Genomic DNA, 25,216 nt, shown 5'->3' on the forward strand with positions numbered 1-25,216 from the left:
GCTTTCTTGTTTATTATCGTTTTTAGATTAGGCTTCTAATTCCCGATCTAGATGTTCAGTAACACGCTGAATGGTATTATCAATAGTATTACTTAAAATAGTAATGTACGAACCCTTTTCTGCTGTATCTATTGCATCCTGAAGGCAGGCCGTACTTTTGTTGTTTATTACGATTTCCTTATTTGGATCAACTTCCTTAATTCCTTTAACTAATAAATCAACTAACTCTTGCTGGTCACGTCCACGTAGATATTTCTCCTGACAAACATAAATTTTATCGAACATTTGAGCGGAGATTCTCGCTGTTTCTATAATGTCTTCATCTCTCCTATCTCCTGTGCCCGAAATTATACCAACATGTTTAGTTGCTTCAACAGTTTGTAAGAATCCTTTTACCCCATTAAACCCTTCTGGATTGTGTGCAAAATCAACCAAAACCTTAAAATCTTTAAAGTTGAAAACGTTCATTCTACCTGGTGTATGTGCTGCTGATGGAATAAAAGTTTCTAAAGATAAACGAATGTCTTCAGGCTTATATCCCCATAAATATGCAGCAAGCGTTGCAGCAAGCACATTTTGAATCATGAAATTAACCGATCCACCAAAAGTCAAAGGAATATGCGTTGCTTTATCTACTCTTAGTTTCCAATCGCCTGTTTTAATGGTAATAAAACCATTTTCATAAATTGCCGCAACACCACCTTTTCTACAATGCTCTTTAATAACAGGATTATTTTCATCCATACTAAAGTAAGCAACATTACAGCGGGCATCCTTCGCAATGCGAACACAATATCCATTATCAGCATTCAAAACCGCCCAACCTTTTCTTCTTACCGCACCAATCACCACCGCTTTAACTCTTGTTAAATCATCAAGCGTATGAATATCAGAAATTCCTAAGTGATCTTCCTGAATATTTGTTACTACACCAATATCACATGCATTGAAACCCAAACCGGCACGTAAGATTCCACCACGAGCTGTTTCAAGAACAGCGAATTCAACCGTAGGGTCTTTCAAAATAAATTCTGCACTTACCGGACCAGTTGTATCACCTTTCATTAACATCGTGTTGTGTACGTAAACACCATCAGAAGTCGTAAAACCAACACGTTTACCGTTACTTCTTACAATATGTGCTATCAAACGGGTGGTAGTTGTTTTTCCATTTGTACCCGTTACCGCGATAATTGGAATTTGAGATAATCTCCCTTGAGGATAAAGCATATCGACAACAGAAGCTGCTACGTTTCTTGGCAATCCTTCGCTCGGAGCAAGGTGCATTCTAAAGCCTGGTGCAGCATTAACTTCTAAAACCACACCTCCATTTTCTGTAAGTGGCTGAGTTAAATTCTGCGCCATAATATCAATACCACAAATATCCAATCCAATAACTCTCGAAATTCTTTCGCAGATGAAAATATTTTGAGGATGTACAATATCGGTAACGTCAATTGATGTACCACCAGTGCTTAAATTTGCAGTTGACTTTAAGTAAACCACTTCACCTTTTTCAGGAATTGTTTCTAGAGTATATTCCTTTTTCGCAAGTAAATCTAAAGTATCTCTATCAACAGAAATTTCTGTTAATACATTTTCGTGGCCGTAACCGCGACGAGGATCTTCGTTTTCTTTATCAATTAATTCTTGAATGGTATTAATTCCATTGCCCTTAACATGGGCAGGATCTCGTTGAGCCGCGGCAACAACTTTATTGTCAATTACCAAAACTCTGAAATCGTAACCAGTAATGAACTTTTCTATAATAACTCTACGAGAATAGGTTTTAGCATATTCAAAGGCAGCTTTTGCATCTTCTAAAGTTTTAACATTAATAGTTGCGCCTTTACCATGGTTGCCATCAAGAGGTTTAAAAACTAAAGGAAAGCCAACTTTATTTACCGATGCTTCTAAATCATCAGGGTTAGAAATTGTTACACCTTTTGCAACCGGAATAGCAGCTTCTGTTAATAACCTTTTTGTTTCGTCTTTATTACTTGCAATATCAACAGCTATACTGCTTGTTTTTTCAGTCATGGTGGCACGAAAACGAACTTGGTTTTTGCCATAACCTAATTGTACAAGCGAGCTTTTATTTAAACGTATCCACGGAATACTTCTGCTTACTGCCTCTTGCACAATAGAACCTGTACTTGGACCCAGAGCCTCAAGTTCACGGATTTCTTTCATCCTGCGGATATCATGCTCCAGATCATATTCCTTATCATCTATCAAAGCTTGTGCAATATTAACAGCCGCTTCTGCAGCATAAACACCAACCTTTTCTTCCAGATAAGTAAAAACAACATTGTAAATACCTTCGGTTTTAGTTTGGCGTGTACGACCGAAACCTGTTTCCATACCAGCGATGGTTTGGATTTCCAGCGCTATGTGCTCAATCACATGCCCCATCCACGTACCTTCTTTTACCCTTGTAAAAAAACCGCCCTCTACGCCTTTAGAACAGCGATGTGTAAACATGCTCGGCAGAAGTTTTTCTATTCGTTCACTAAATCCTTCGATTGTATTTGTTGGTCTTTGCTCCAAATCCTCCAAATCCAAACGCATTTGGATAAGTTTTTTACGGCTTATTGACCATATGTTTGGCCCTCTTAATACTTGTATGTTTAATATCTTCATGTAATGTTTTGTAATTCGTTTAAAAAAGTAGGGATGGCCTTTTTAATTATTATTTGAGCGATAATTGGTGACTGTAAATTATACATTTATTTTTAAAACTGGCAATCAAATACCTAAATCAATTTTAACCTCTATTTGTTTTATTTTCAGCTAAAAGAAGATAGATTTTAACAAGAATTCTATCAACGCATGTTAATAAAGTGAATATTATTGACAAAAAAAGTCGTGTTTTTTATCTTAAGCTGATATATTTGAGTTTTTTGATAAATACTAATACACAAAGAATGGTTCCGAAAGGTAAACTTATCATCATAGGTGGGGCAATAAACACAGGCAGCTTCGCAGAAACGCAATTTGGATTGCCTGAAAACATGAATTTTTTTGAGCGTGGGATTTTAAAAAGAATTACCACAGAATCTATTAAAGATGCTGAATCTCGATTTGAAATTATTACTACAGCTTCATTAATGCCAGAAAAGGTTGGCGAAGAATATATAAAGGCTTATGCCCAACTAGATGTTCATAATTTAGGTGTTTTAAATATCGCGAACCGAGAAGATGCAAATGCTGAAGATAATTGTGAAAGAATCAAAGCTGCAGATGTTATCATTTTCACCGGAGGAGACCAATTACGCTTATCATCAATCTTTGGCGGAACGAAAATTCATCAGATTCTGTTAGAAAAATATAAAAATGAAGCTGTTGTAATTGCCGGAACTTCTGCTGGTGCTGCAGCAAGCTCTAAAAATATGATTTACCAAGGAAGCAGTAAAGATGCTTTACTTAAAGGCGAAGTAAAAATTACTGGTGGTTTAGGCTTTATTGATGATGTTATTGTTGATACACACTTTGTACAACGAGGCAGAATTGGTCGTTTATTATACGCCGCCGCAAGTAACCCGGGCATTTTAGGTATTGGCTTAGGTGAAGATACTGGGTTGTTTATATCAGATGGGCATACCATGGAGGCAATTGGCTCTGGCATGGTAATTTTGGTTGATGGTAGGCACATGGCAGACACAAACCTTACAGATGTTGAAATGGGACAACCCGTTTCGATAAAAAATATGGTTGTACACGTGATGTGCGATGGCGATGTATACGACTTGAATGATCATAGTCTGGTTATTCACCATCCAAAAGTTGTTCCGGTAGGATAGAATAATATTCTAGAAAATAACAAAATGAAATTAATTATACATGGTGGCTTTTTTAGTGAGTCATCTACCAACCAGGAAACGAAAAAGGCTAAGCAAGATGCTTTAGCCGAAATTGTAACGGCTGGTTATAAATATTTAGAAAATCATACCGCCTTAGAAACAGTTGTTTATACAGTTGCACTTCTTGAGGACAATGAATTGTTTAATGCAGGCATTGGCTCACAAATACAAAGTGATGGCAAAGTAAGATTAAGTTCGGCGCTGATGGATGGTAAAACTGAAAAATTTAGCGGCGTTATTAATCTTGAGGATGTTAAAAATCCTATTGAGGTTTCCTTAAAACTAATGGATTATGACGATCGTGTTTTGAGTGGCGATGGCGCTCAAAATTTTGCAAGAAAAAACGGCTTCGAGTTTTTCAATCCAATTACTCCACAAAGACAAGCAGAATACGAAGCAAAATTAAATCAACAAAACAATAAAGGAACAGTTGGTTGCGTAGCTTTAGATAAAGATAGTAACCTCGCTGCTGCTACATCTACGGGCGGAAAAGGCTTTGAAATACCTTGCAGAGTAAGTGATTCTGCAACGGTTGCCGGAAATTATGCAAACCAATACGCCGGTATTTCTTGTACCGGAGTTGGTGAAGATATTGTGAGTGGTGCTTTAGCTGCAAAAATTGTAACCCGAGTAACCGATGGGTTTTCTTTAAAAGATGCTGCCGACAAATCTTTTAAAGAGCTTAAAACATTTGATGGCTTTGCAGGTATTGTTGGCATTTCTTCTGAGGGTGAAATTTATCATTGCGATTCACATCCTTACATGGTCTGGGCATCTTTTGATGTTAATTTACAGGTATTTAGCTGAAATATCATTTAAAGTATTATTTTTGTTGCATGACTAAAATAGTTGTGGCTTTTTTAAGCCTGTTTGCCTCCTTACAACTTAATGCTCAAAACATTGATAAATCTGATTTCCAGGAACCTGGTATTGGCGGAAGCGCCATTAACATCGCAGTTTCTAAATATGATTTAGCTGAAGGAAACAACTATTTTGAAGATGCTGAAGATTTCGAACGCAAAGGCGATTTTAATGAGGCTTTAACCTTATTTGGTAAGGCAGCTTTCGAATTTAACGCAGTCAAAAATCTCAATCTTTACGTTCAGGCGCTTACTAAAATGAGCAATATGCATTATCAGCTTGGCCGTTTTAGCGATGCTGAACAAATTCTGCTTAATGTAGTTTTAAAAAACTATTCTAAAATGGGTAGCAGAAGTGGGCAAATGAATACCTACAGCTTATTAGGTAAAGTTTATTTGGCAAGTAACAAATACACTCAATCGATGTGGTTTTACACACAGCAAGGCATTCTAGCTAAACAATTGAGCAATAATAATTCTTACATAGAATCTGTACTTGGCTTAGTTCAGGTAAAAATTAAGAAAAAAGACTACACATTAGCTAGTCGCGATTTAAATCAGGTTGAACTTCTTTCAAAATCGCTAAAAAGCACTGCATATAAATCGCAGATAAAAGATGCAAGAGATGTTATTGCAAGCAAAACATCTTCTAAGAAATAAATTAATTCAAAAATCCCTATACTTTTCTTTATAAATAGAAATCAGTTTTACTTTCGATAAATAATTTTAACACTATTTAACACAGTGATAATCTTGATGTAAATTTCATCCTCCAAAAAGAGCCAAATCATTCATTTCGAAACAAAAAGCGTAAATTATCGTTGTTTTATAAGATTGAAAAATAAAAAGCTTTTAGTTAGATTTGATACTTTTTGAAAAGAGACGGAAATAATACTTCCGCTTTTTTGTTTATTTGATAAAATGGTATCATATTGGCTATATAAAATTTGAAATGGATTTTAAATTATTTAAAGAGATGTTGAAGAGAATATTTTTTGTACTTTTTACTGCTGCAGTTCTTGCCTGCCATGCAGCTCCAAAATCCCAACCTGTTGTGGATGGAGTGACCAATGTTAAGCCAGATGAGCAACAGCAGCTTGTAATTAGAGAAGTTGTAAACTTAATAGAAAGCTATAACTATAAAAAACTTGAGATTAATGATTCGATATCTTCAATTATCTTAGATAAGTATATTAAGTCTTTAGATCAAGGTAAAAACTACTTTATTGCTTCGGATATTAAAGAGTTTGAAAAATATAGATATACGCTTGATGACGATTTCAAAAATGGCGATTTAAGTGGTCCATTTTACATCTACAATGTTTATGCAAAACGTTTAAATGAATATTTTGCTTATTCTCTGGCTCAAATCAAAAATAAGTTCGATTTCAATCAAACAGATTCTTACGTTTACGATAGAGAGAAAATGCCTTGGGCAAGCTCAATTACTGCATTAAACGATACCTGGAAGAAACGTGTTAAATACGAATTAATTAATTTGAATTTAGCTGGTACAACTGGTCCTAAAGGAATCGAAACCTTAACAAAACGTTATCAGAATCTTCAATCTCAAACTTCGAAAACAAATAATCAGGATGTATTTCAAATATTGATGGATGCTTTTACAGAATCTATCGACCCACATACGAATTATTTTAACCCTGTAAATGCTATTGCTTTTAACGAAGACATGTCTCGTTCATTTGAAGGTATTGGTGCTCGTTTACAATTAGAAAATGAGGTAGTAAAAATCTCTGAAATTATTGCAGGTGGACCAGCTTTTAAAGATAAACAGTTAAGCCCTGGTGATAAAATTATTGCTGTTGCGCAAGGCGATGGAGAGTTTGTAGACGTTGTAGGATGGAGATTAGACGCAACTGTATCTAAAATCAAAGGTGCTAAAGGAACTAAAGTTCGCTTGAAAGTAATTCCGTCTGGCAAGGAAATGTCATCCAAACCGGTTATTATTTCATTAGTTCGCGATAAAATTGTTTTAGAAGAAACATCTGCGAAGAAAAAGGTTAAAACCATTAACCAAAACGGCAAAGAATATAAAATGGGTATTATTACTTTACCTGCTTTTTATGCCGATTTTAAAGCTGCAAATGCCGGTGATAAAAATTATAAAAGCACAACCCGTGATGTTAGGAAACTAATCGATTCTTTAAAGAATATTGATAAAGTTGATGCGATTGTAATGGATTTACGTGGGAATGGTGGAGGTTCATTAGTTGAAGCGATTTCACTTACCGGTTTATTTATTGATAAAGGCCCGGTTGTACAGGTTAAAGATTTACGCGGTAAAATTGAAGTTGATGAAGATGAAGCTACTGGCGTAACTTGGGATGGCCCACTTGGTGTAATGGTTGATAGGTTGAGCGCTTCGGCTTCTGAGATTTTTGCTGGTGCAATTCAGGATTATGGCCGTGGAATTGTAATGGGTAGCCAAACTTATGGTAAAGGTACTGTACAATCATCTATAGATTTAAACAAATTGGTTAATCCAAGTATGTTGCAAAGAATAGCTGGTATTATTACTAAAAACAAAACGACTGGTACCGCTCCATCAAGCACAACTGCTGCAGATATTAATTTAGGACAAATCAACCTTACGATGGCAAAATTCTATCGTGTGGCTGGTAGCAGTACGCAGCATAAAGGCGTTGTACCTGATGTGGTTTTCCCTTCACTTTACCCAATGGATAAAATTGGTGAAGATACAGAACCATCTGCATTGCCTTGGGATGTTATTCCAAGTTCGAACTTTAAATCAGTTGCTAACTTAACTGCGGTTAAACCTAACCTGATTAAAAATAGCGAGCAACGTGTTGCTAATTCGTTAGATTTTAAATACCTGAAAGAAGATATTGCTGAAATGAAAAAACGTGATGCAGAAACTTCTGTAACGTTAAACGAAGCAAAACTTAAATCAGAACGTGATGCTCAAGAGGTTAAAACTTTATCTCGTGCTAATGAGTTAAGAGCGGCAAGAGGTTTACCTGCTTTGAAAAAAGGCGAGAAAACAACTAAGCAGGATGCTTATGACTTTATTGAGGATGAATCTTTACATGTAATGGGAGATTTTATGCAACAAGCCGGAAGTTATGTAATGAATTTAGGCTTAGGTTCTACACCAAAATTTTAATAAAATATTGATAGTAAAAAAGGCCGCTCGAAAATTTCGAGCGGCCTTTTTGTTGGTTTTTATTTTCTGCAAAGAACATTGTTAATAAACAGGATGGAAGCGGTATACTTTTGTGGCAATGATTTTAATATTATTTCTAACTTTCACAAAAGATTAGCAAACAGCCTGACTAATTTTCCCGAAGAACTACTGCCTTTGCTTTTCTAAAAATATTATTTCTTATTACCATTTGCCTGGCTTTGTTGCATGGCCATCATTTGTTTCATGGTATTGTTCATTCCCTCGGTGCTACCATCAAGAAAGATAACATTGCCTTCACTATATTCTGCAAATTGTTTAATGGCTTCAGTCCACATGGTAAACAAAATTACCGATGTATCTAAATTTGCCTGTTGCATTTCATGAGCAGCATTTGTCATACCTTTAGCTACCTCTTCTCTAAACAAAGCGATACCCTGACCACGAAGTTGCGCAGCTTCACGCTCGGCAGTTGCTGCAATTTTAATGGCATTTCCGTCTGCTTCAGCACCTTTGGTTTTGGTAATTAATAAAGCCTGACCTTCGTTTTCAGCAGCCGCTTTTAAGTTATTTGAAGCCACAACACGACTCATAGAACGCATAATTTCTTCATCGAAAGTGATATCGTTTAACTGCAAATCTTGCAAATGATAACCCCAACCATCTAAAACCTGATCGATTTGTTCTTTAACGTGTAAAACGATTTCATTTCTTTGCGCCAATACGTTCGCCTGCTTTTGCGTAGCTACATATGCACGAATTGAACCTTCAATCGTTCTGATTAAAGCCTGCATTAAATTGGTAGCATCAACAAATTTGAAGGCTACGTTTTTTATAGTTTCTTCATCTTGATTTATAACCGAATAGAGAAGCATTGCCTTAAAATATACATTTGCCTGATCTTGAGTTACGGCTTGAAATGATAACTCTACCGAACGATTTTGAATAGATATGCGAGAATAAATTTGCTCAATTAAAGGGATTTTAAAATTTAAACCAGGCCTTAACAGACGTTGATATTTGCCAAAAACCGTTACAACTGCTATTGTACCTTGTTTAACAGTAACAAAAGAGCTTAACAGGATAATTACCCCGAGGAAGATGAGAATGTAGATTGTATATTGCATAATTAGATTTTTTTATGAAGTTAGAAAAAATTTCATATAAACTACCTGCTGCATTTTTGTAGCTTTACTTAACTAACTTTTAAAACCGTATGAAAAAAAAATTAATTCTACCTGCGGCCGCTTTGTTAATTTTAGCAGCTTGCCAAAATGACAAAAGCCACCAGGCAAATGAAGCCGACCAAAGAACGGTATTTTTTGATACCGCCGGCATGGATACAACCGTAAAACCAGGCGATAATTTCTTCCTTTACGCAAATGGTAAGTGGATTAAGGATACCGAAATTCCGAAAACAGAAACAGGATGGGGTTCCTTTTACACTTTGTACAATGATAACCTTAAAAATTTAAAAGGTATTTTAGAGCAAGCCGCTAAAGGCAATGCTACAAAAGGCAGTGCAGAACAAAAAGTTGGCGATTTTTACGCCAGCGGCATGGATTCGGTTACCATCGAAAAATTAGGGGTTGAACCGATAAAACCATTATTATCAAAAATTGATGGTATTAAAAATGGCAAAGATTTAATCAATTTTATTGCTGATGGTTATAAAAATGCTGAAGGAGATTTATTAGGTTTTGGTGTTGAACCAGATGATAAAAACAGCACGAAAAATGCTTTGGTTTTCTCGCAAACTGGCTTGAACCTGCCTGAAAGAAGCTATTATTTAGATCAGGATGAAAAAGCAAAGAAAATAAGAACTGAGTATTTAGCTTATATTTCTAAAATTTTTGCACTTGCAGGCGATTCTGTAAATGGCAAAAAATATGCTGATGATATTCTTAAACTGGAAACTGCCATTGCTCAATCTCATTCTACTCCCGTTGAATTAAGAGACCCGGTTAAAAACTACAATAAGTTTGCCGTAGCCGATTTTCAGAAACAAGTTCCTGATATCGATTTTAAATCTGTTTTAAGCAAATTAGGTACAAGTACTGATACAATTATTGTTCGCCAGCCGAAATACTATAAAACTTTAGCTGCGCTGATAAAAACTCAGCCAATTGAAATCTGGAAAGAGAAACTGAAATTTGATGCTTTAACTGATAAAGCTTATGCTTTAACTCAAAAATTTAGAGATGCAAGATTCGAATTTTTCGATAAAACGTTATCTGGTCGCCAATCGCAAAAAGAGCGTTGGAAATCGATGGTTAACAACACAGACAACAATTTAGGCGATTTATTAGGTCAGTTGTATGCAGAGCAATATTTTAAACCAGAAGCTAAAAAAAGAATGCTTGAGTTGGTTAACAATTTGCAAAAAGTTTACGAGGATAGAATTAAAAAGCTTGACTGGATGAGTGCTGAAACCAAGAAAAAAGCACTTGAAAAACTTAATGCCTTTGTTAAAAAGATTGGTTATACCGATAAATGGAAAAAGTATGACGATGTAGAAATTTCTAAAAACACATTCTTTGCTAATCTTCAATCTGCAGAAAAAAATCAGTACAAAGAAATGATTGATAAGCTTGGAAAACCAGTTGATAAAAGCGAGTGGTTTATGACGCCTCCGACTGTAAATGCATACTACAACCCCGCTTATAATGAAATCGTGTTTCCGGCAGGTATTTTACAATTTCCATTTTTTGCCTTTAATGCTGATGATGCAATAAACTACGGTGCAATTGGTGCGGTAATTGGTCACGAAATGACTCATGGTTTTGACGATCAAGGTCGCCAGTATGATGCAACAGGAAATTTAAAAGAATGGTGGACAAAAGAAGATGCGGCTAAGTTTAAAACCAAAGCTGATAAAGTTGGCGCATTCTACAGCAATTTTGCTTTGTTAGATAATCAGCACGTAAATGGTGCCTTAACAATGGGCGAAAACCTTGCAGATTTGGGTGGTTTAAATATTGCTTACGATGCCTTTAAATTAACTAAACAAGGGAAAGAAAGTGATAAAATAGATGGTTTCACGCCAGATCAACGTTTCTTTTTAAGTTTTGCGCAGGTTTGGAGAATCAAAAACCGTGACGAAACGATGCGTGTTCGTTTAAAAACAGACCCGCACAGTCCGGAAATGTTTCGTGTAAACGGACCGGTTTATAATATGGAAGCTTTTTATAAAGCCTTTAATGTTCCTACAACTGCCAAAATGTACATTGCGCCAGAAAATAGATTGGGCGTTTGGTAAAACTTTATTCTTCTGCTCTCTATAGCGCAGGAATAATATTTAAAGCCACAGATTTACAGATTCAAAACCTGCAAATCTGTGGCTTTTCGTTTTTCGCATAATTCGTTACGCCATTGTAAAACAAAAACCACCAAACTTTGTCTTAGTTGATACTAAAAACTAAAATCATGAACGTAAAACGAACTTTCGGAACTATTTTAACTATCCTAGGTGTTATCGGATTAATTTATGCCGGATATGGTTTTGTAAACCACAGCCAGCAAACAAGAGGACTTATGGTTTATGGGATTATCGGATTAATTTTCTTTGTTTCTGGTATTGGACTAGTAAAGAATACTAAAGACGAGTCTTAAAACACTTAAGGCAAAAATTTATTTTGATAGTGCTTTCATATTCGTATAATTGCATTCTCTAAATCATCCCAAAATTTATTAAAATATAATTAATTATGGGAGAAGAAATGCACTATCAACTTATTAGTGAAAGAATTCGATTAAAAAGAATTCAGTTAGAGATTACTCAGGAAAAAATGGCTGCAGAATTGAAAATATCAATAAGCACTTATTCTAAAAATGAAAAAAATGCAAAAGATATTCCTTTGGAAAGATTTTTTCACATTGCGCAACTGCTAGATTTTCCGGTCGAGGAAATTATTTCTCAGTAGTTATTTATTTTTCTTCTTGCTTTTTATGATGAGGTATTGGCTGTAAGCCACAAGTGAACCAGCTAGAATGATTACGCCCGCAGAAAGCAAATTTTTGGGGTTTTGATTGATATAAAATGCCGCTGCAAAAACTAAAATTATTGCACTAATGCAGATAATGTAGTGTACGTAAATCAAATTTTTCATTAAGCAAATATTCTTAATTTTAATGGTATTGATGTAAGCGCAGTTTAATCTTTTGGGCTTATTCTATTGTTCTCGAACTTTAGTTGATGCCCTACAAAATCAATGTCTGTTAAAGCTTTGATCTTTTTGAATGCAGTATAATTATCATCGAGTGTTAATCTATTGATTTTATCCTGTTTTACAGAAATCATATCTGCATATAAAAAATCACCTTTACTATTAATTTTGAGCTGTAGAAGCGGCGCAAAACCATTTGAACCTTTAAGGCTAAACATACCGTAAGTACAGAAATTACCTAAACTATACGCTATAAACTTATTTTTATAAACCTCTACTGCACGGCTTACATGCGGACCATGACCCAAAACTACATCGGCACCAGCATCTATAACCGCATGGGCAAACGCATAAACATTACCTCTGTTCTCATTATAAAAGATTTCATTTTTACGAGGAACATGTTCAAATCTAGCACCTTCTCCTCCTCCATGAAAAGAAACAATTACGATATCTGCCATGCTTTTCAGTCTGGCTACAAGTGCTTTGGCGCTATCAATCTTATTTATTGATACTGTATTTTCGTTCGGGGCGAAAGCGCAGAAGGCATATTTTACACTATCTTTCTGGAAAATCTCAAAAGGTTTGTTCAATTGTCCTGCGTAGTGAATTTGTAGAGAATCTAAAATTCTGGCTGTATTTTTACGTCCTTTTGCATCAAAATCTCCAACATGATTATTTGCAATGCTCAAAACATTAAATCCAGCCTTTTTATAAATACCGGCATAACGTTCGGGCATTCTGAAAGCATAACAATTGTTTGGATTAATGCCATTACATTTTGTAGAATTTCCAGTGTTTAAGAAGCATCCCTCTAAATTTCCAAATACAATATCTCCTTTTAGCAAGCTATCAACCGCCTGAAAACTGTTAACCGCATCATCTGGAGGAAGGTTTGTTTTTGAAGGAAAAGCGGAACCCAGCATAATATCGCCAACGGCAGTTATTGAAATTGTATCCTTAATCTTCCTAATTATTGTATCAGATTTTACATCATTAACTACAACTTGTGCATTGTTGCTTGTGCAGCTAATAAATACAATTAACACAAGGAATGATAAAATAATACTATGGCTTAACTTCATTAATTAATTTTAGGTTATAAAAAAATCCTCCAAAACTAATTCTGGAGGATTATATATTTTTAATTTGATAAAAATCCGAATTGGATTATTCTACTGTAAAGTCTTTCTTAAACGATTCAAGTATTCTCCCACCCTTGTAAAAATAGCGGCTGTAATAAGGCTCGTTTAAATTACTGATAACTACACCACGAGAACTAGATGCATGAGCGAATCTGTTATCGCCTAAGTAAATACCAATGTGTGAAATACTTCTGCTTTTTATTTTGAAGAAAACCAAATCGCCTTCTCTTAAATCTTCTTTTGATAAAGGATCTACCATGCTAAAAATATCCCTAGAATTTCTTCTGATGGTTGTGTTGAAAACTTTATCGTAAATCGCTTTAGTAAATGCAGAACAATCGATGCCTTTTTTTGTATTTCCGCCGAAACTGTAAGGAGTTCCAATCCATTCGTATACAAATTTGTATAGCTTTAAGTTAGATGTTGCATCTACAGCTACACCCATAACCTGAGAAAAATACTGTGAAGCTAGGTTGTCTGGGTCATTTAATTCTTTGCCTGTTTCTTTTGTTTTTGTTTGCGCAAATGCGGCGGAGAGCGTGCAAATAGCGATTAGGGATGAAAACAAAAATTTTTTAATCATGTTATACAGTTATGTTTGGGTACTTCACTTACACATTAACGTACACCACTTAGGGCTTATTGTTTGAGCTTCAAAATTATTAATAATACAAATGTTATCCAAATGTTTATTGTTAAAAACCGAAAGTTATTAACATTTTCCGGATTTCGAGTCTTATTTTTCAAAAAAAGTAAAATAAAATTTGATTGTTTCCGATTAATCGTAACTTCTTAAACATTTATAGGTTTGTGTAAATTAATTAGGCAAACTAATCAATTATCAGAATTAAATTTCACGATCTTTTAATTCCATATTATGTTAAAGGGCTAAGTTTTGTTTCAGGAAAATCGATAAAGGTAAAATCTCACAGAACAAATAATACATTGCAAGTGTAAAAGACTGTTAAATGATATTTTAGCCCTATTATTATGATGTTTTTACAATAGAAAGTGACAAAAATTACAATAAAAAAATTAGATTTGCTGTCGCAAAAAACAAATAACCTTAAAATGAGTGCAGTAGAAATAAATAAAGATACCTGGTTGAAGTGGTTCGAGTCGATGTTGCTTATGCGCAAATTCGAAGAAAAAACTGGCCAGTTATACGGACAACAAAAAATTCGTGGCTTTTGTCATTTATACATTGGACAAGAAGCTGTAGTTGCAGGTGCAATATCTGCAATGCAAAAAGGCGATTCAATGATTACTACTTACCGTGATCATGCTCATGCTTTAGCTTTAGGCGTAAGTGCCGATAGCATTATGGCAGAAATGTATGGTAAAGCTACAGGTTGCTCAAAAGGTAAAGGTGGTTCTATGCACATGTTTAGTAAAGAACATAACTTTTATGGTGGCCATGCAATTGTTGGAGGTCAGATTCCACTAGGTGCTGGTGTTGCTTTTGCAGAAAAATATAAAGGTACTGATAATGTTAACATTTGTTACATGGGTGATGGCGCTGTGCGTCAGGGCGCATTAAACGAAACATTTAACATGGCTATGTTGTGGAAATTGCCTGTTGTTTTTGTTTGCGAAAACAATGGTTACGCAATGGGTACTTCAGTACAACGTACTACAAACATGACCGATATTTATAAAATAGGTTTAGGTTTTGATATGCCTTGCGCACCTGTTGATGGAATGGATCCAGTTGCTGTACACAATGCAATGGATGAAGCAATTCAACGTGCTCGTAAAGGTGAAGGACCAACTTTCTTAGAAATGAGAACTTACCGTTACCGTGGTCACTCAATGTCTGATCCTGCAAAATATCGTTCAAAAGAAGAATTAGAAGATTATAAAGCTAAAGATCCGGTTGAACATGCAAGAGAAACTATTCTTAATGAAAAGTATGCTGACGAAAAATGGATTGAAGAAGTAGAAGCTAAAGTTAAAGCTACGGTAGACCAAGCTGTGAAATTTGCAGAAGAATCGCCATGGCCGGATGCATCTGAGTTATACAAAGATGTATATATGACTGAGAACTACCCTTACGTAATGGACTAATTTTATAAAGATTTCAATTAATTAGATATAATGGCTGATGTAATTAAAATGCCCAAAATGAGCGACACCATGACCGAAGGGGTTTTGGCTAAGTGGCACAAAAAAGTAGGCGATAAAGTGAAAAGCGGCGATGTTTTGGCAGAAGTAGAAACTGACAAAGCAACAATGGATATGGAATCTTACTGGGATGGTGTTCTTTTATACGTAGGTGTAGAAGAAGGAACAGCTGTACCTGTTGATGCTATCATGGCCGTTATTGGTAAAGAAGGCGAAGATTACAAAGCAGCGTTAGAAGCTGAAAAAGGTGGTGAAGCTCCAAAGGCTGAAAGCACTGATGCTCCTAAAGCTGAAGATAAGAAAGAAGAAGCTGCCCCTGCGCAAGGTGGTGGTTTAAGCGAAGAAGAATTAGCAGCAAAAGGTGTAACGGTTATTCGTATGCCTTTGCTAAGCGATACAATGACTGAAGGCGTTATTGCTGAATGGCATAAAAAAGTTGGCGATAAAGTTAAGGATGATGATGTTTTAGCTGACGTAGAAACCGATAAGGCAACTATGGAAGTTATGGGTTATGCAACTGGTACTTTATTACACATTGGTGTAGAAAAAGGTTCTGCGGCAAAAGTAAACGGCATTATAGCTATCGTTGGCCCGGAAGGAACTGATGTTAGTGGTATTTTAGCGGGTGGTTCTGCTCCGGCTGCAAAAGCTGAAAGCAAAGAAGAAGCTCCGAAAGAAGAAAAACAAGCTACAACTGCTGATGCTGGTTCATCTGCTCCTGTTGCAGAAAGCTCATCATCAGATAGCCGTGTGAAAGCATCTCCATTAGCAAAGAAAATTGCTAAAGATAAAGGAATCGATTTATCGCAAGTTGCAGGTAGTGCAGAAGGTGGCCGTATTATCAAAAAAGATATCGAAAACTTCAAACCAGCTGCTGCTCCGGCAAAATCAGAATCAGCTCCTGTTGAGAAAGCTTCTGCTGCTGCTCCAGTAATTCCAACATTTGTTGGTGAAGTTAAATTTACCGAACAACCAGTTTCGCAAATGCGTAAAGTTATTGCAAAACGTTTGGCAGAAAGTTTATTTACGGCTCCACATTTCTACTTAACCGTAAGTATTGATATGGATAACGCAATGGCTGCTCGTACTGCAATCAATGCAGTTGCTCCTGTGAAAGTTTCATTCAACGATTTAGTAATCAAAGCGGTTGCTGTAGCATTGAAAAAACATCCGGCTGTTAACTCATCATGGGGTGGCGATAAAATCCGTTTCAATGAGCATACTAACATTGGTGTGGCTATGGCTGTTGAAGATGGTTTATTAGTACCTGTTGTGCGTTTTGCTGATGGTAAATCTTTATCACACATTTCTGCTGAGGTAAAAGACTTTGGTGGTAAGGCTAAAGCTAAAAAATTACAACCTGCAGATTGGGAAGGTTCAACTTTCACAGTTTCTAACTTAGGCATGTTTGGTATTGATGAGTTTACATCAATCATCAACTCTCCTGATGGTGCAATTTTATCAGTAGGTGCTATCCAAGCAGTTCCTGTTGTTAAAAATGGTGCGGTTGTTCCTGGTAACGTAATGAAATTAACTTTAGGTTGCGATCACCGTGTGGTTGATGGTGCAACCGGGGCACAATTCTTACAAACATTAAAAGGTTTATTAGAGGAGCCAATCAGATTGTTAGCATAATTAACAGTTTTCAAACTGATAAAATATTAAAGCCATTCCTGTAAAGGAGTGGCTTTTTTGGTTTTAGTGATTTTCTTTATGCATCCGTAATTCTAAATTTTATAGCCACAGATTTACAGATTATTGTTCGAGGATTGTCCAAGGCATATTAGATAAGTTTCACCTAATCTGTAAATCTGTGGCAAACCTAAAGTACTTTACTTTGTTAATTATTGAAACCCTTCAATCATGGATAAAGAAAAATTGATTCAAGAAGCTTATCTGGTTTCGCATAAATTAGAAGAAAACGGGAATATCCCAAACAATCCGTTATATCCGCTGATGATTTATAAAGGTGCATTTCTAATCCATCCTGATGATGAAATAGAAGTTATAAAAACTGTTTTTGCCAAAAACGGATATACTAATGCATGGATTGATGGCATTTTCGATTACCATCATTACCATAGCAACACACACGAAGTTATGGGTGTTTATTGCGGCAAAGCCGATGTTCAGTTTGGTGGCGAACACGGTGTTTGCATCGAACTTGATAAAGGTGATGTAATTTTAATTCCGGCTGGTGTTGCGCATAAGAAATTAAAATCAAGCGATGACTTTCAAGTTGTTGGTGCATACCCAAAAGGTGCAGATTACAACATTAAATATGGCGAAGCCAACGAACGACCGCAAGCAGATGAAGACATTGCTAAAGTAGAAAAGCCAGATAGCGATCCGGTTTATGGAAGCAAAGGCCATTTATTTGAATGCTGGTACAACCAAAATTGCGAAAATGTGTAAAACTCTTTGCCTTTAACCATTCAAAATTCTTTAATTTTCGGGTTTTAAATTTTACACTACCTGAATAAATGAATTTTAAGCATATAATTTCTGCATTTGCAATTTCTATAACATTGTTTACCGCCTGTAACCCTAAAAAAACAGAAGAGAAAAAAGCAGCAGAGAAAAAAATAAGAGTTAAAGAAGATGATAAAGCCGATAGCCTTTTACTTGCATATAATCCTGAAAAGGGCGATAAATGGATTGCTGATTTTGTAACCAACTTACATAAAAAATACGGCTTCAATGGAAATATGCTTGTTGCTAAAGACGGCAAAATTCTTTACGAAAAAGCAATCGGCTGGGCAGATTACTTACATCGTGATAGCTTAAAAATTAACTCGGAATTTGAACTTGCTTCAATTACAAAAACTTTTACCGGCGTTGCCATTATGCAATTGGTAGAAGCCGGTAAACTTTCGTTAAATGATGATGTAAAAAAGTTCTTTCCCAACTTCCCTTACGATGGCATTACTGTAAAACTACTTTTGAGTCACCGCAGCGGAATGATGAATTATGTTTATTTTATTGATGACATCTGGAGAAAAGAAAAACGACCAATGAAAAAGGGCGTAACCAACCAAGATGTAATGAATGTAATTGCCGAGCGCAAACCAAATCCTTACACCAAGCCAGATAACCGCTTCCACTACAATAACTCAAATTTTATGGTACTCGGTGCCATAATCGAAAAAGTTACAGGTCAGCGTTATTCTCAGTACATGATGGAACACGTGTTTAAACCTGCAGGATTAAAACATACGCATGTTTACAGTACATCTGAGTATGAAAAAATTCCTGTTGATGTTGTTGGGCATGATAGAACCTGGCGCTACTCGGTAGCACAGAACTTTCTTGATGGACCAGTTGGTGATAAAGGTATTTACAGCACCGTTCACGATTTGGTTTTATTTGACAAGTACTTGAAAAATGAGCGTTTGCTAAGCAAAAAAAGTTTAGATTCATCTTACGTTGGGCGTAATAAACCTGTAAATGGGCACTTTAACTATGGTTACGGTTGGAGAATGTTCGATGGTGAAAAGATGGATAAAGTGGTTTACCACACAGGTTGGTGGCACGGTTTCCGCCATATTTATGTTAGAGATTTAGATAAAAACATTGTAATTATCTTTTTAGGTAACCTAACCAACGGCAGCTTAATGCACCTTGATGATTTGTACAAGCACTTCAATATGCCTGTTATCCGCAAAGGTGCGTATCATGGTAACGGAAGTTTACCAGGTAGCGACGAGGACTAAAAATTACATCATTTGTTTTTTTTGAAAATGAACGCTTGGCGTCAATGGCGGTCGGCAGCCCCGCTATTGCCAATAGTCCCGATGAAACCTGTGCATTAGGAAAGTAATTAAATAAGCAAAGTAAATTGATGCTTAAATCGGGAGCTATTTGGCGCTATGGGGTTTATGGTGATTGGCGACCGCAAGGAAAATCCACCCAAAAGCATTAAAATAAGTTAAATAGCCCCGACAAACGCGGAAATACTTTTTAGTGTGCAGAACCTTAAGTACGCTGCTATGAACGAATTTTTATTTATTTAAATTTACTCCCAACTAAGCCTAAGCTCTGTTTCCCCGTTCTACTTTTAACCGGCCTAACAAATTTTTCGGAACACACCTTCAAACCCACACCACTACCTTTAAAAGAAAAATTTTCAGCCGGCAATTTTGTTTCTTTTGTTGTCAAAAGAAAAAAGCCTGTCTGGCTAAGACAAATAACACCCCGCCCTACGGGCACCCCTCTAAAAAAGGGGAATACAAATCGCAAAATAAAATTTTGTACAATTCCCTCATGCTAATCGGCAAATAAATAATGCTTAATTAATATCGAATAATTAAATTCTTAAAACAATTTGTCGATTTTTGCTTTTTAATTAAAACAATAAAATTATGTTCGATAAATTATTCGCAGCACAGCAAAAAGCCGAAGAAGTAAAGAAACGTTTAGATACCATTTCGGTATTTGGAGAGGTAGAAAATGGTGCAATTAAGGTTACGGCAACAGCTAACAAAGCCATTACTGGTATTGCAATTGATGAAGAATTTTTCAAAAATGCTGATAAGGAAGAATTAGAAGAGCTTTTACAAATCGCGGTAAATAAAGCTTTGGCTAATGCCGAAGAAGTTAGTAATACTGAGATGCAAGCTTCGGCCAAAGATATGCTTGGTGGCTTAGGCGGCATGTTTGGTCAATAAAGTATACGCTCTGTATATTCTAAAAACAATTCAAATCTTAATATAACTATGAAATTTACATACTATGGTCAGTCTTGCTTTGTATTAGAAGCAGACGGCAAAAAGTTTCTTTTTGATCCATTTATAAAGCATAATCCTTTAGCTAAGGATGTTGATACAACAAAAATTGAAGCCGATTATATTTTGGTAAGTCATGGCCACGGCGACCATGTTGCTGATTTAGTTGAATTGGCAAAGCAAACAAATGCGCAGGTAATTGCAATGGTAGAAGTTGCAGACTGGATTAAAAAACAAGGCGTAGAAAATGTTATTGACATTAACTTTGGAACCCAGCAATTACCTTTTGGCAGTTTAAGAACTGTTTGGGCAGTACACAGCAGCTCAAATCCTGATGGCAGTTATGGAGGGAACCCTGCAGGTTTCGTTTTAACTTTAGAGGGCAAACAAATTTATTATGCGGGTGATACAGCGTTAACTTTAGAAATGAAATTGCTTGCTGATTTACACAACTTAGAATATGCCATTTTGCCAATTGGCGGGCATTACACAATGGGTGTTGATGATGCTGTTATTGCAGCGAAATACATTGATTGCGATAACATTATCGGTGTTCATTACAATACTTTTCCACCAATAAGTATTGATACAGAAGACGCTGTTTCGAAGTTTAAAAGAGAGAACAAAAATCTTTTATTGCCCGAAATAGGCGAAACCATAACGTTATAAAAAACAGAAGGCTCCAACTTTGCAATTGGAGCCTTCTAAAAATTAAAACCTAAACCTAGTTCCTTTTGGCAGCAGCTTTATTTTCTTTGTAACGCATATCTGCTGTACCATCTTTCTTTGTTGGACCTGCAACTTTAGTTACTACTTTTGTTTTATTTTCTTTAAAACGCATATCCGGCGTTCCATCTGCTTTTACTTTAGCAGCGGTTGTTGTTGTTTTTGTCTCTACTTTCTTAGCTCCTGCCTTTGTAGTTGTAGTAGTTGTTTTAACTGCTTTTTTAGCTTGAGTTGCAGTTGCTGGTGTTTGCGCAAATGTTGTTGACAAACCAAATGCTGCAATTGCGATTAAACTTAATAACTTTTTCATGTTTTTCGATTTTTTTAACTCTTTAATTGGTTGATATAAAATTGATAAATCGGGATGAAGTTTTTATGAAGATAGGAATAAATATTGTTACCTAAATAATTTAACATATTTTGGATTTTAAGTTTTTGAAGTGGTAGAAATTCTAATTATCAGGAAAAACTATTGATTGCTCCACCTTTCCATCTTTATCATAAACTATCCAAGTTCCTGTCTTTTTGCCATTGTTATAAGAGCCTTTTAATTTTACTTTACCTTCTTCATATTCAACATAGCTGCCATTTAAAATTGTTAATTTCTCATCGCTAAAAGTTTCTCTTTTTAGTGGAATAAGGTTATGATTAGATGTTGTTCTTACCCAAATCGCACTATCTAACTTATAAATTTTGTAAATGTTTACGGCTTTTTCTTTCTTAATCTCTTTACCGCCAATGTGACTGTAACTATATAAAGTATCGCTTTGCTGTGCAAAAACACTCAAAGAAATTAAACTTAAAGCACAAAGCAACAACGTTTTCATATTAAAAAGATTAATGTGCGGCTAACCAATTATCGCCCTCGCCTATTTCTACAACTATTGGTACCGTTAGTTTAATTGCGTTTGACATTTTATCTTGAATGATGGCTTTCATAACTTCTTTCTCAGATTTTACAACGTCAAAAACCAACTCATCATGTACTTGCATAGTCATGGTAGATTGCAGATTTTGCAATTTCATTTCCTTATGGATGTTAATCATCGCAATTTTAATCATATCTGCCGCTGAGCCTTGAATCGGAGCGTTAATTGCATTTCGCTCTGCAAAACCTCTAACAGTTTGATTTGCCGAATTAATATCTCTTAAATAGCGTCTTCTGCCCATTATCGTTTCTACGAAACCATTTTCTCTGGCAAAATTCATTGTATCGCTCATATATCGCTTTATACCCGGATATTGAGTAAAATACTGTTCGATAATTTCTGCAGCTTCTTTACGTGGTATACCAAGGTTTTGCGATAAACCAAAAGCCGACTGACCGTAGATAATACCAAAATTTACTGCCTTTGCATTTCTTCTCTGTGTACCATCAACCTCCTCTATGCTAATCCCATAAACTTTGGCAGCAGTTGCGGTATGAATATCGATACCTTTAGTAAAAGCATCGAGCATGTTTTCTTCTTTGCTGATTTCAGCAATAATTCTTAGCTCTATTTGCGAATAATCGGCAGATAAAAGGATATGGTTTTCATCTCTGGCAATAAAAGCTTTTCTAACTTCCCTACCACGTTCTGTTCTAATTGGAATATTTTGAAGGTTAGGATTATTAGAACTTAACCTTCCTGTTGCAGCTACAGCCTGGTTATAAGAAGTATGCACACGGCCAGTTTTTGGATTTACCATTAACGGAAGCGCATCTACATAAGTAGATTTTAACTTTTGTAACTGGCGAAAATCTAAAATATCCTGCACAATATCGCTTTTGCTGGCTAAGGCTAAAAGAACATCTTCTCCGGTTTGGTATTGACCGGTTTTCGTTTTCTTCGCCTTCGGATCTAATTGCAATTTATCGAATAAAACTTCACCCAGTTGCTTTGGTGAGGCAAGGTTAAATTTAACTCCGGCTTTTTCATAAACATTCTGTTCAAACTTAATAATTTCAGTTTCCAGCTCTTTAGAATAAGCCTGCAAAGTTTCAATATCTATACGAACGCCTTCTTTTTCAATATCAGCTAGTACATAAACTAATGGATTTTCTACTTCCTCAGCAAGTTTAGCCGCATTTAATTCGGTTAACTTTGGCTCAAAAACATGCGCCAGTTGAAGCGTAATATCAGCATCTTCAGAAGCATAATCTACAACTTGTTCTACAGGAACATCACGCATGTTTCCCTGATTTTTTCCTTTCGGACCAATTAATTTGGTTATCGAAATTGGAGAGTAGCCAAGGTAATTTTCAGACAAAACATCCATTCCATGACGGGTGTCTGGATCTATCAAGTAATGCGCAAGCATGGTATCAAACAGTTTTCCTTTAACCTCGATACCATACCATTTTAAAACTAAAATATCATATTTAGTATTCTGACCGATTTTTTCGATTTGCTCATTTTCAAGCACAACTTTAAATTCATCAAGAATGATTAAAACTTCATCGCGGTTAGCAGAAAGTGGAATGTAATAACCTTCGCCTGGTTTTATTGAAAATGATAAACCAACCAACTCTGCCATGTTTGCATCTGTACCGGTTGTTTCTGTATCAAAAGAAATTCTTTTTTGCTGAAGAAGTAACTTTATTAAACCCTCACGTTTTTCAGCAGTATCAATTAATTGATAATTGTGCTCGGTATTTTCTATGTTTTTGGCCGGTAATTGTTCAGCTGGCTCTTCTTCTAAAGTATTGGTGTAAACTACGGTTTCACCTTGTTGGTTACCAAACAAATCGGTTTGTGTTCCTTCTTGAAATCTGGCCGTTGTCACAGAGAAACCATCGCCAAAAACTCTTTTACCCAATGTTCTAAATTCGAGTTCGGTAAATAATGGCTCTAATAAATCTCGGCTAGGGTCGCAAAGTTCTAAACTGGCTTCATCAAGTTCTACCGGCACATCCAATAATATGGTAGCGAGTTTCTTCGAGATTAAACCTTGCTCAGCAAAGTTTTCTACATTTTCGCGTTGCTTTCCTTTTAGTTCGTGTGAATTGGCAATAATGTTTTCCATCGAACCATAAGTTTTTATCAAGGCTTTGGCAGTTTTTTCACCAATACCAGGAATGCCCGGGATGTTATCAACAGCATCGCCCCATAAACCTAAAATATCAATAACCTGTAAAACATTCTCGATTTCCCACTTGGCTAAAACCTCTTTAACGCCTAATATTTCCATATCGTTACCCATTCTAGCAGGTTTATAAATGAAAATATTTTCAGAAACCAATTGAGCAAAATCCTTATCAGGCGTCATACAATAAACCTGATAACCTTTTTGTTCGGCTTTTTTTGCTAACGTGCCGATAATATCATCTGCTTCGTATCCATCAGAAGTAATTACCGGAATATTGAAGCCTGTAATCAGTTTTATAACATAAGGCATTGCCGCAGCTAAATCTTCTGGCATCGCTTCTCGATGAGCCTTGTAAGCTTCGAATGATATGTGTCTTTCTGTTGGTGCTTCGGTATCAAAAACAACGGCTATATGCGTTGGCCTTTCTTTCTTTAAAACATCGAGCAAGGTATTTGTAAAACCCATTACTGCCGATGTATTTATTCCCGTTGATGTAAAACGAGGGTTTTTACTCAAGGCAAAATGCGCTCTGTACATTAGCGCCATACCATCTAAAAGAAAGAGTTTTTTATTATTCATGTGAAAAACGGTTTAATATTTACCGAAAAGCAAAATTTTACTAAGTGATAAAAGTAACCAAAGTTAAGGTTTAAGAATACATTATAAATTAAATTAACCAAAAACAAATTCAAGAATCATCAAAATAAAATTGAATACTCCATGAAATAGAATTGAATATTTTATTCCAAATTTTATTCTTAGATAACCCATAGAAATCCCACTAAACATCTGTGATGAGGTATAAATCAAAAAAGATGGATCGCTAAGCGTAAGCCCCTTCATATTAGTGAAGTGAACTATACCAAAAAAAATGGCAGTGAAATAAAAAACAAATGGGTATGTTTTATTCCAAATTGACAGTCGCCTTGATGTACTAATTCGTTTAAGATATCCATGTAAAACAAAAGATAGTGTTAAAAAAAATATAAGTATTGGCCATATTAAATAACTGCTATCTATTAAATAAATAGTTATTATCGCAAAAGAAAAACATAAAAAATAAACTGTTGCATATCTCTTTCGAAGATGCCATCGAAAAAGATACTCTTCAAATATTGGCGCAAAAACACATGCAATTATAAATGCTACAGTGACACCATATTTCTTCAAAAAATCGAGCTTTTCTTCATATTCTTTAATAACTTTGAAATGAGCAAGGACAATGTAAAAGCTTAAAATTAACCCAGCAAATAGCAGGCTTACCATCAAAAGCCACAAGAATTCGCTCCAAAGAGTTTTTCTGTTTGTTATTTGTTTTAATAGCTTAGGACTTTTTAAAAAATCCCAATAAGTTGAGAGTGTTTCAATCATTATCG

General features: G+C 35.6%; 22 protein-coding genes. 13 read left to right on the forward strand and 9 right to left on the reverse strand.

Features of this window, described 5'->3' with window-relative positions:
• Nucleotides 1-27 precede the first annotated feature (27 nt).
• On the reverse strand, nucleotides 28-2,643 hold the full coding sequence (cphA, locus tag ACO05K_RS15730) for a cyanophycin synthetase (RefSeq protein WP_421945379.1): 2,616 nt from the start codon (nucleotides 2,641-2,643) through the stop codon (nucleotides 28-30).
• A gap of 260 nt (nucleotides 2,644-2,903) precedes the next feature.
• On the opposite strand from cphA, the gene ACO05K_RS15735 reads away from it, so the two are divergent.
• From ACO05K_RS15735 to ACO05K_RS15750, 4 genes are all read left to right on the forward strand, one after another.
• Nucleotides 2,904-3,803, forward strand: coding sequence for a cyanophycinase (locus tag ACO05K_RS15735; RefSeq protein ID WP_421945380.1), 900 nt, complete (start codon nucleotides 2,904-2,906; stop codon nucleotides 3,801-3,803).
• Nucleotides 3,804-3,827: 24 nt separating this feature from the next.
• Nucleotides 3,828-4,670, forward strand: coding sequence for an isoaspartyl peptidase/L-asparaginase (locus ACO05K_RS15740; RefSeq protein WP_421945381.1), 843 nt, complete (start codon nucleotides 3,828-3,830; stop codon nucleotides 4,668-4,670).
• Nucleotides 4,671-4,699: 29 nt separating this feature from the next.
• The gene (locus tag ACO05K_RS15745; protein ID WP_421945382.1) at nucleotides 4,700-5,383 is read left to right on the forward strand and encodes a tetratricopeptide repeat protein; all 684 of its coding nucleotides are present in this window, start codon (nucleotides 4,700-4,702) and stop codon (nucleotides 5,381-5,383) included.
• A gap of 292 nt (nucleotides 5,384-5,675) precedes the next feature.
• On the forward strand, nucleotides 5,676-7,868 hold the full coding sequence (locus tag ACO05K_RS15750) for a carboxy terminal-processing peptidase (RefSeq protein WP_421945383.1): 2,193 nt from the start codon (nucleotides 5,676-5,678) through the stop codon (nucleotides 7,866-7,868).
• A gap of 212 nt (nucleotides 7,869-8,080) precedes the next feature.
• Here the strand turns inward: ACO05K_RS15750 and ACO05K_RS15755 are convergent, their stop codons facing one another.
• Nucleotides 8,081-9,013 carry an SPFH domain-containing protein gene (locus tag ACO05K_RS15755; protein ID WP_421945384.1) on the reverse strand — a complete coding sequence of 311 codons (933 nt, stop codon included), beginning with the start codon at nucleotides 9,011-9,013 and terminating at the stop codon, nucleotides 8,081-8,083.
• Nucleotides 9,014-9,102: 89 nt separating this feature from the next.
• Between ACO05K_RS15755 and ACO05K_RS15760 the strand changes: the two genes are divergently transcribed.
• From ACO05K_RS15760 to ACO05K_RS15770, 3 genes are all read left to right on the forward strand, one after another.
• On the forward strand, nucleotides 9,103-11,145 hold the full coding sequence (locus ACO05K_RS15760) for a M13 family metallopeptidase (RefSeq protein WP_421945385.1): 2,043 nt from the start codon (nucleotides 9,103-9,105) through the stop codon (nucleotides 11,143-11,145).
• A 167-nt stretch (nucleotides 11,146-11,312) separates the two neighbouring features.
• A complete protein-coding gene (locus ACO05K_RS15765) occupies nucleotides 11,313-11,498 on the forward strand; it encodes a hypothetical protein (protein WP_421945386.1) in 186 nt (61 codons plus the stop codon).
• A gap of 95 nt (nucleotides 11,499-11,593) precedes the next feature.
• The gene (locus ACO05K_RS15770; protein WP_421945387.1) at nucleotides 11,594-11,809 is read left to right on the forward strand and encodes a helix-turn-helix domain-containing protein; all 216 of its coding nucleotides are present in this window, start codon (nucleotides 11,594-11,596) and stop codon (nucleotides 11,807-11,809) included.
• Here the strand turns inward: ACO05K_RS15770 and ACO05K_RS15775 are convergent, their stop codons facing one another.
• The 3 genes from ACO05K_RS15775 to ACO05K_RS15785 form a co-directional block, all read right to left on the reverse strand.
• Entirely contained in the window at nucleotides 11,810-11,995 is a 186-nt protein-coding gene (locus tag ACO05K_RS15775; RefSeq protein ID WP_421945388.1) for a hypothetical protein, read from the reverse strand. It abuts the gene before it with no gap.
• A 44-nt stretch (nucleotides 11,996-12,039) separates the two neighbouring features.
• Nucleotides 12,040-13,137, reverse strand: coding sequence for a CapA family protein (locus tag ACO05K_RS15780; protein WP_421945389.1), 1,098 nt, complete (start codon nucleotides 13,135-13,137; stop codon nucleotides 12,040-12,042).
• Between the two features lie 85 nt (nucleotides 13,138-13,222).
• Complete coding sequence (locus tag ACO05K_RS15785; RefSeq protein ID WP_316737966.1) at nucleotides 13,223-13,780, reverse strand: C40 family peptidase; 558 nt, start codon at nucleotides 13,778-13,780, stop codon at nucleotides 13,223-13,225.
• A gap of 488 nt (nucleotides 13,781-14,268) precedes the next feature.
• Between ACO05K_RS15785 and pdhA the strand changes: the two genes are divergently transcribed.
• From pdhA to ACO05K_RS15815, 6 genes are all read left to right on the forward strand, one after another.
• Nucleotides 14,269-15,264: a pyruvate dehydrogenase (acetyl-transferring) E1 component subunit alpha gene (gene pdhA / locus ACO05K_RS15790; RefSeq protein WP_421945390.1), complete on the forward strand. Its 996-nt coding sequence runs from the start codon at nucleotides 14,269-14,271 to the stop codon at nucleotides 15,262-15,264.
• A gap of 30 nt (nucleotides 15,265-15,294) precedes the next feature.
• Nucleotides 15,295-16,956 carry a 2-oxo acid dehydrogenase subunit E2 gene (locus ACO05K_RS15795; protein ID WP_421945391.1) on the forward strand — a complete coding sequence of 554 codons (1,662 nt, stop codon included), beginning with the start codon at nucleotides 15,295-15,297 and terminating at the stop codon, nucleotides 16,954-16,956.
• 228 nt (nucleotides 16,957-17,184) lie between these two features.
• On the forward strand, nucleotides 17,185-17,736 hold the full coding sequence (locus ACO05K_RS15800) for a cupin domain-containing protein (RefSeq protein WP_421945392.1): 552 nt from the start codon (nucleotides 17,185-17,187) through the stop codon (nucleotides 17,734-17,736).
• A 68-nt stretch (nucleotides 17,737-17,804) separates the two neighbouring features.
• Complete coding sequence (locus ACO05K_RS15805) at nucleotides 17,805-19,034, forward strand: serine hydrolase domain-containing protein (RefSeq protein ID WP_421945393.1); 1,230 nt, start codon at nucleotides 17,805-17,807, stop codon at nucleotides 19,032-19,034.
• A gap of 648 nt (nucleotides 19,035-19,682) precedes the next feature.
• Nucleotides 19,683-19,988, forward strand: a complete 306-nt coding sequence (locus ACO05K_RS15810) for a YbaB/EbfC family nucleoid-associated protein (protein WP_421945394.1) — start codon at nucleotides 19,683-19,685, stop codon at nucleotides 19,986-19,988.
• 48 nt (nucleotides 19,989-20,036) lie between these two features.
• Nucleotides 20,037-20,714, forward strand: a complete 678-nt coding sequence (locus ACO05K_RS15815) for a metal-dependent hydrolase (RefSeq protein WP_421945395.1) — start codon at nucleotides 20,037-20,039, stop codon at nucleotides 20,712-20,714.
• A 55-nt stretch (nucleotides 20,715-20,769) separates the two neighbouring features.
• Here the strand turns inward: ACO05K_RS15815 and ACO05K_RS15820 are convergent, their stop codons facing one another.
• From ACO05K_RS15820 to ACO05K_RS15835, 4 genes are all read right to left on the reverse strand, one after another.
• Complete coding sequence (locus tag ACO05K_RS15820) at nucleotides 20,770-21,081, reverse strand: hypothetical protein (protein ID WP_421945396.1); 312 nt, start codon at nucleotides 21,079-21,081, stop codon at nucleotides 20,770-20,772.
• A 142-nt stretch (nucleotides 21,082-21,223) separates the two neighbouring features.
• Nucleotides 21,224-21,598, reverse strand: coding sequence for a hypothetical protein (locus ACO05K_RS15825; RefSeq protein WP_421945397.1), 375 nt, complete (start codon nucleotides 21,596-21,598; stop codon nucleotides 21,224-21,226).
• Between the two features lie 10 nt (nucleotides 21,599-21,608).
• Complete coding sequence (gene polA, locus ACO05K_RS15830; RefSeq protein WP_421945398.1) at nucleotides 21,609-24,419, reverse strand: DNA polymerase I; 2,811 nt, start codon at nucleotides 24,417-24,419, stop codon at nucleotides 21,609-21,611.
• A 93-nt stretch (nucleotides 24,420-24,512) separates the two neighbouring features.
• The gene (locus tag ACO05K_RS15835; RefSeq protein ID WP_421945399.1) at nucleotides 24,513-25,211 is read right to left on the reverse strand and encodes a type II CAAX prenyl endopeptidase Rce1 family protein; all 699 of its coding nucleotides are present in this window, start codon (nucleotides 25,209-25,211) and stop codon (nucleotides 24,513-24,515) included.
• Nucleotides 25,212-25,216 lie beyond the last annotated feature (5 nt).

The sequence above is a fragment of the Pedobacter sp. genome (genome assembly GCF_965227205.1).
Lineage (GTDB): Bacteria > Bacteroidota > Bacteroidia > Sphingobacteriales > Sphingobacteriaceae > Pedobacter.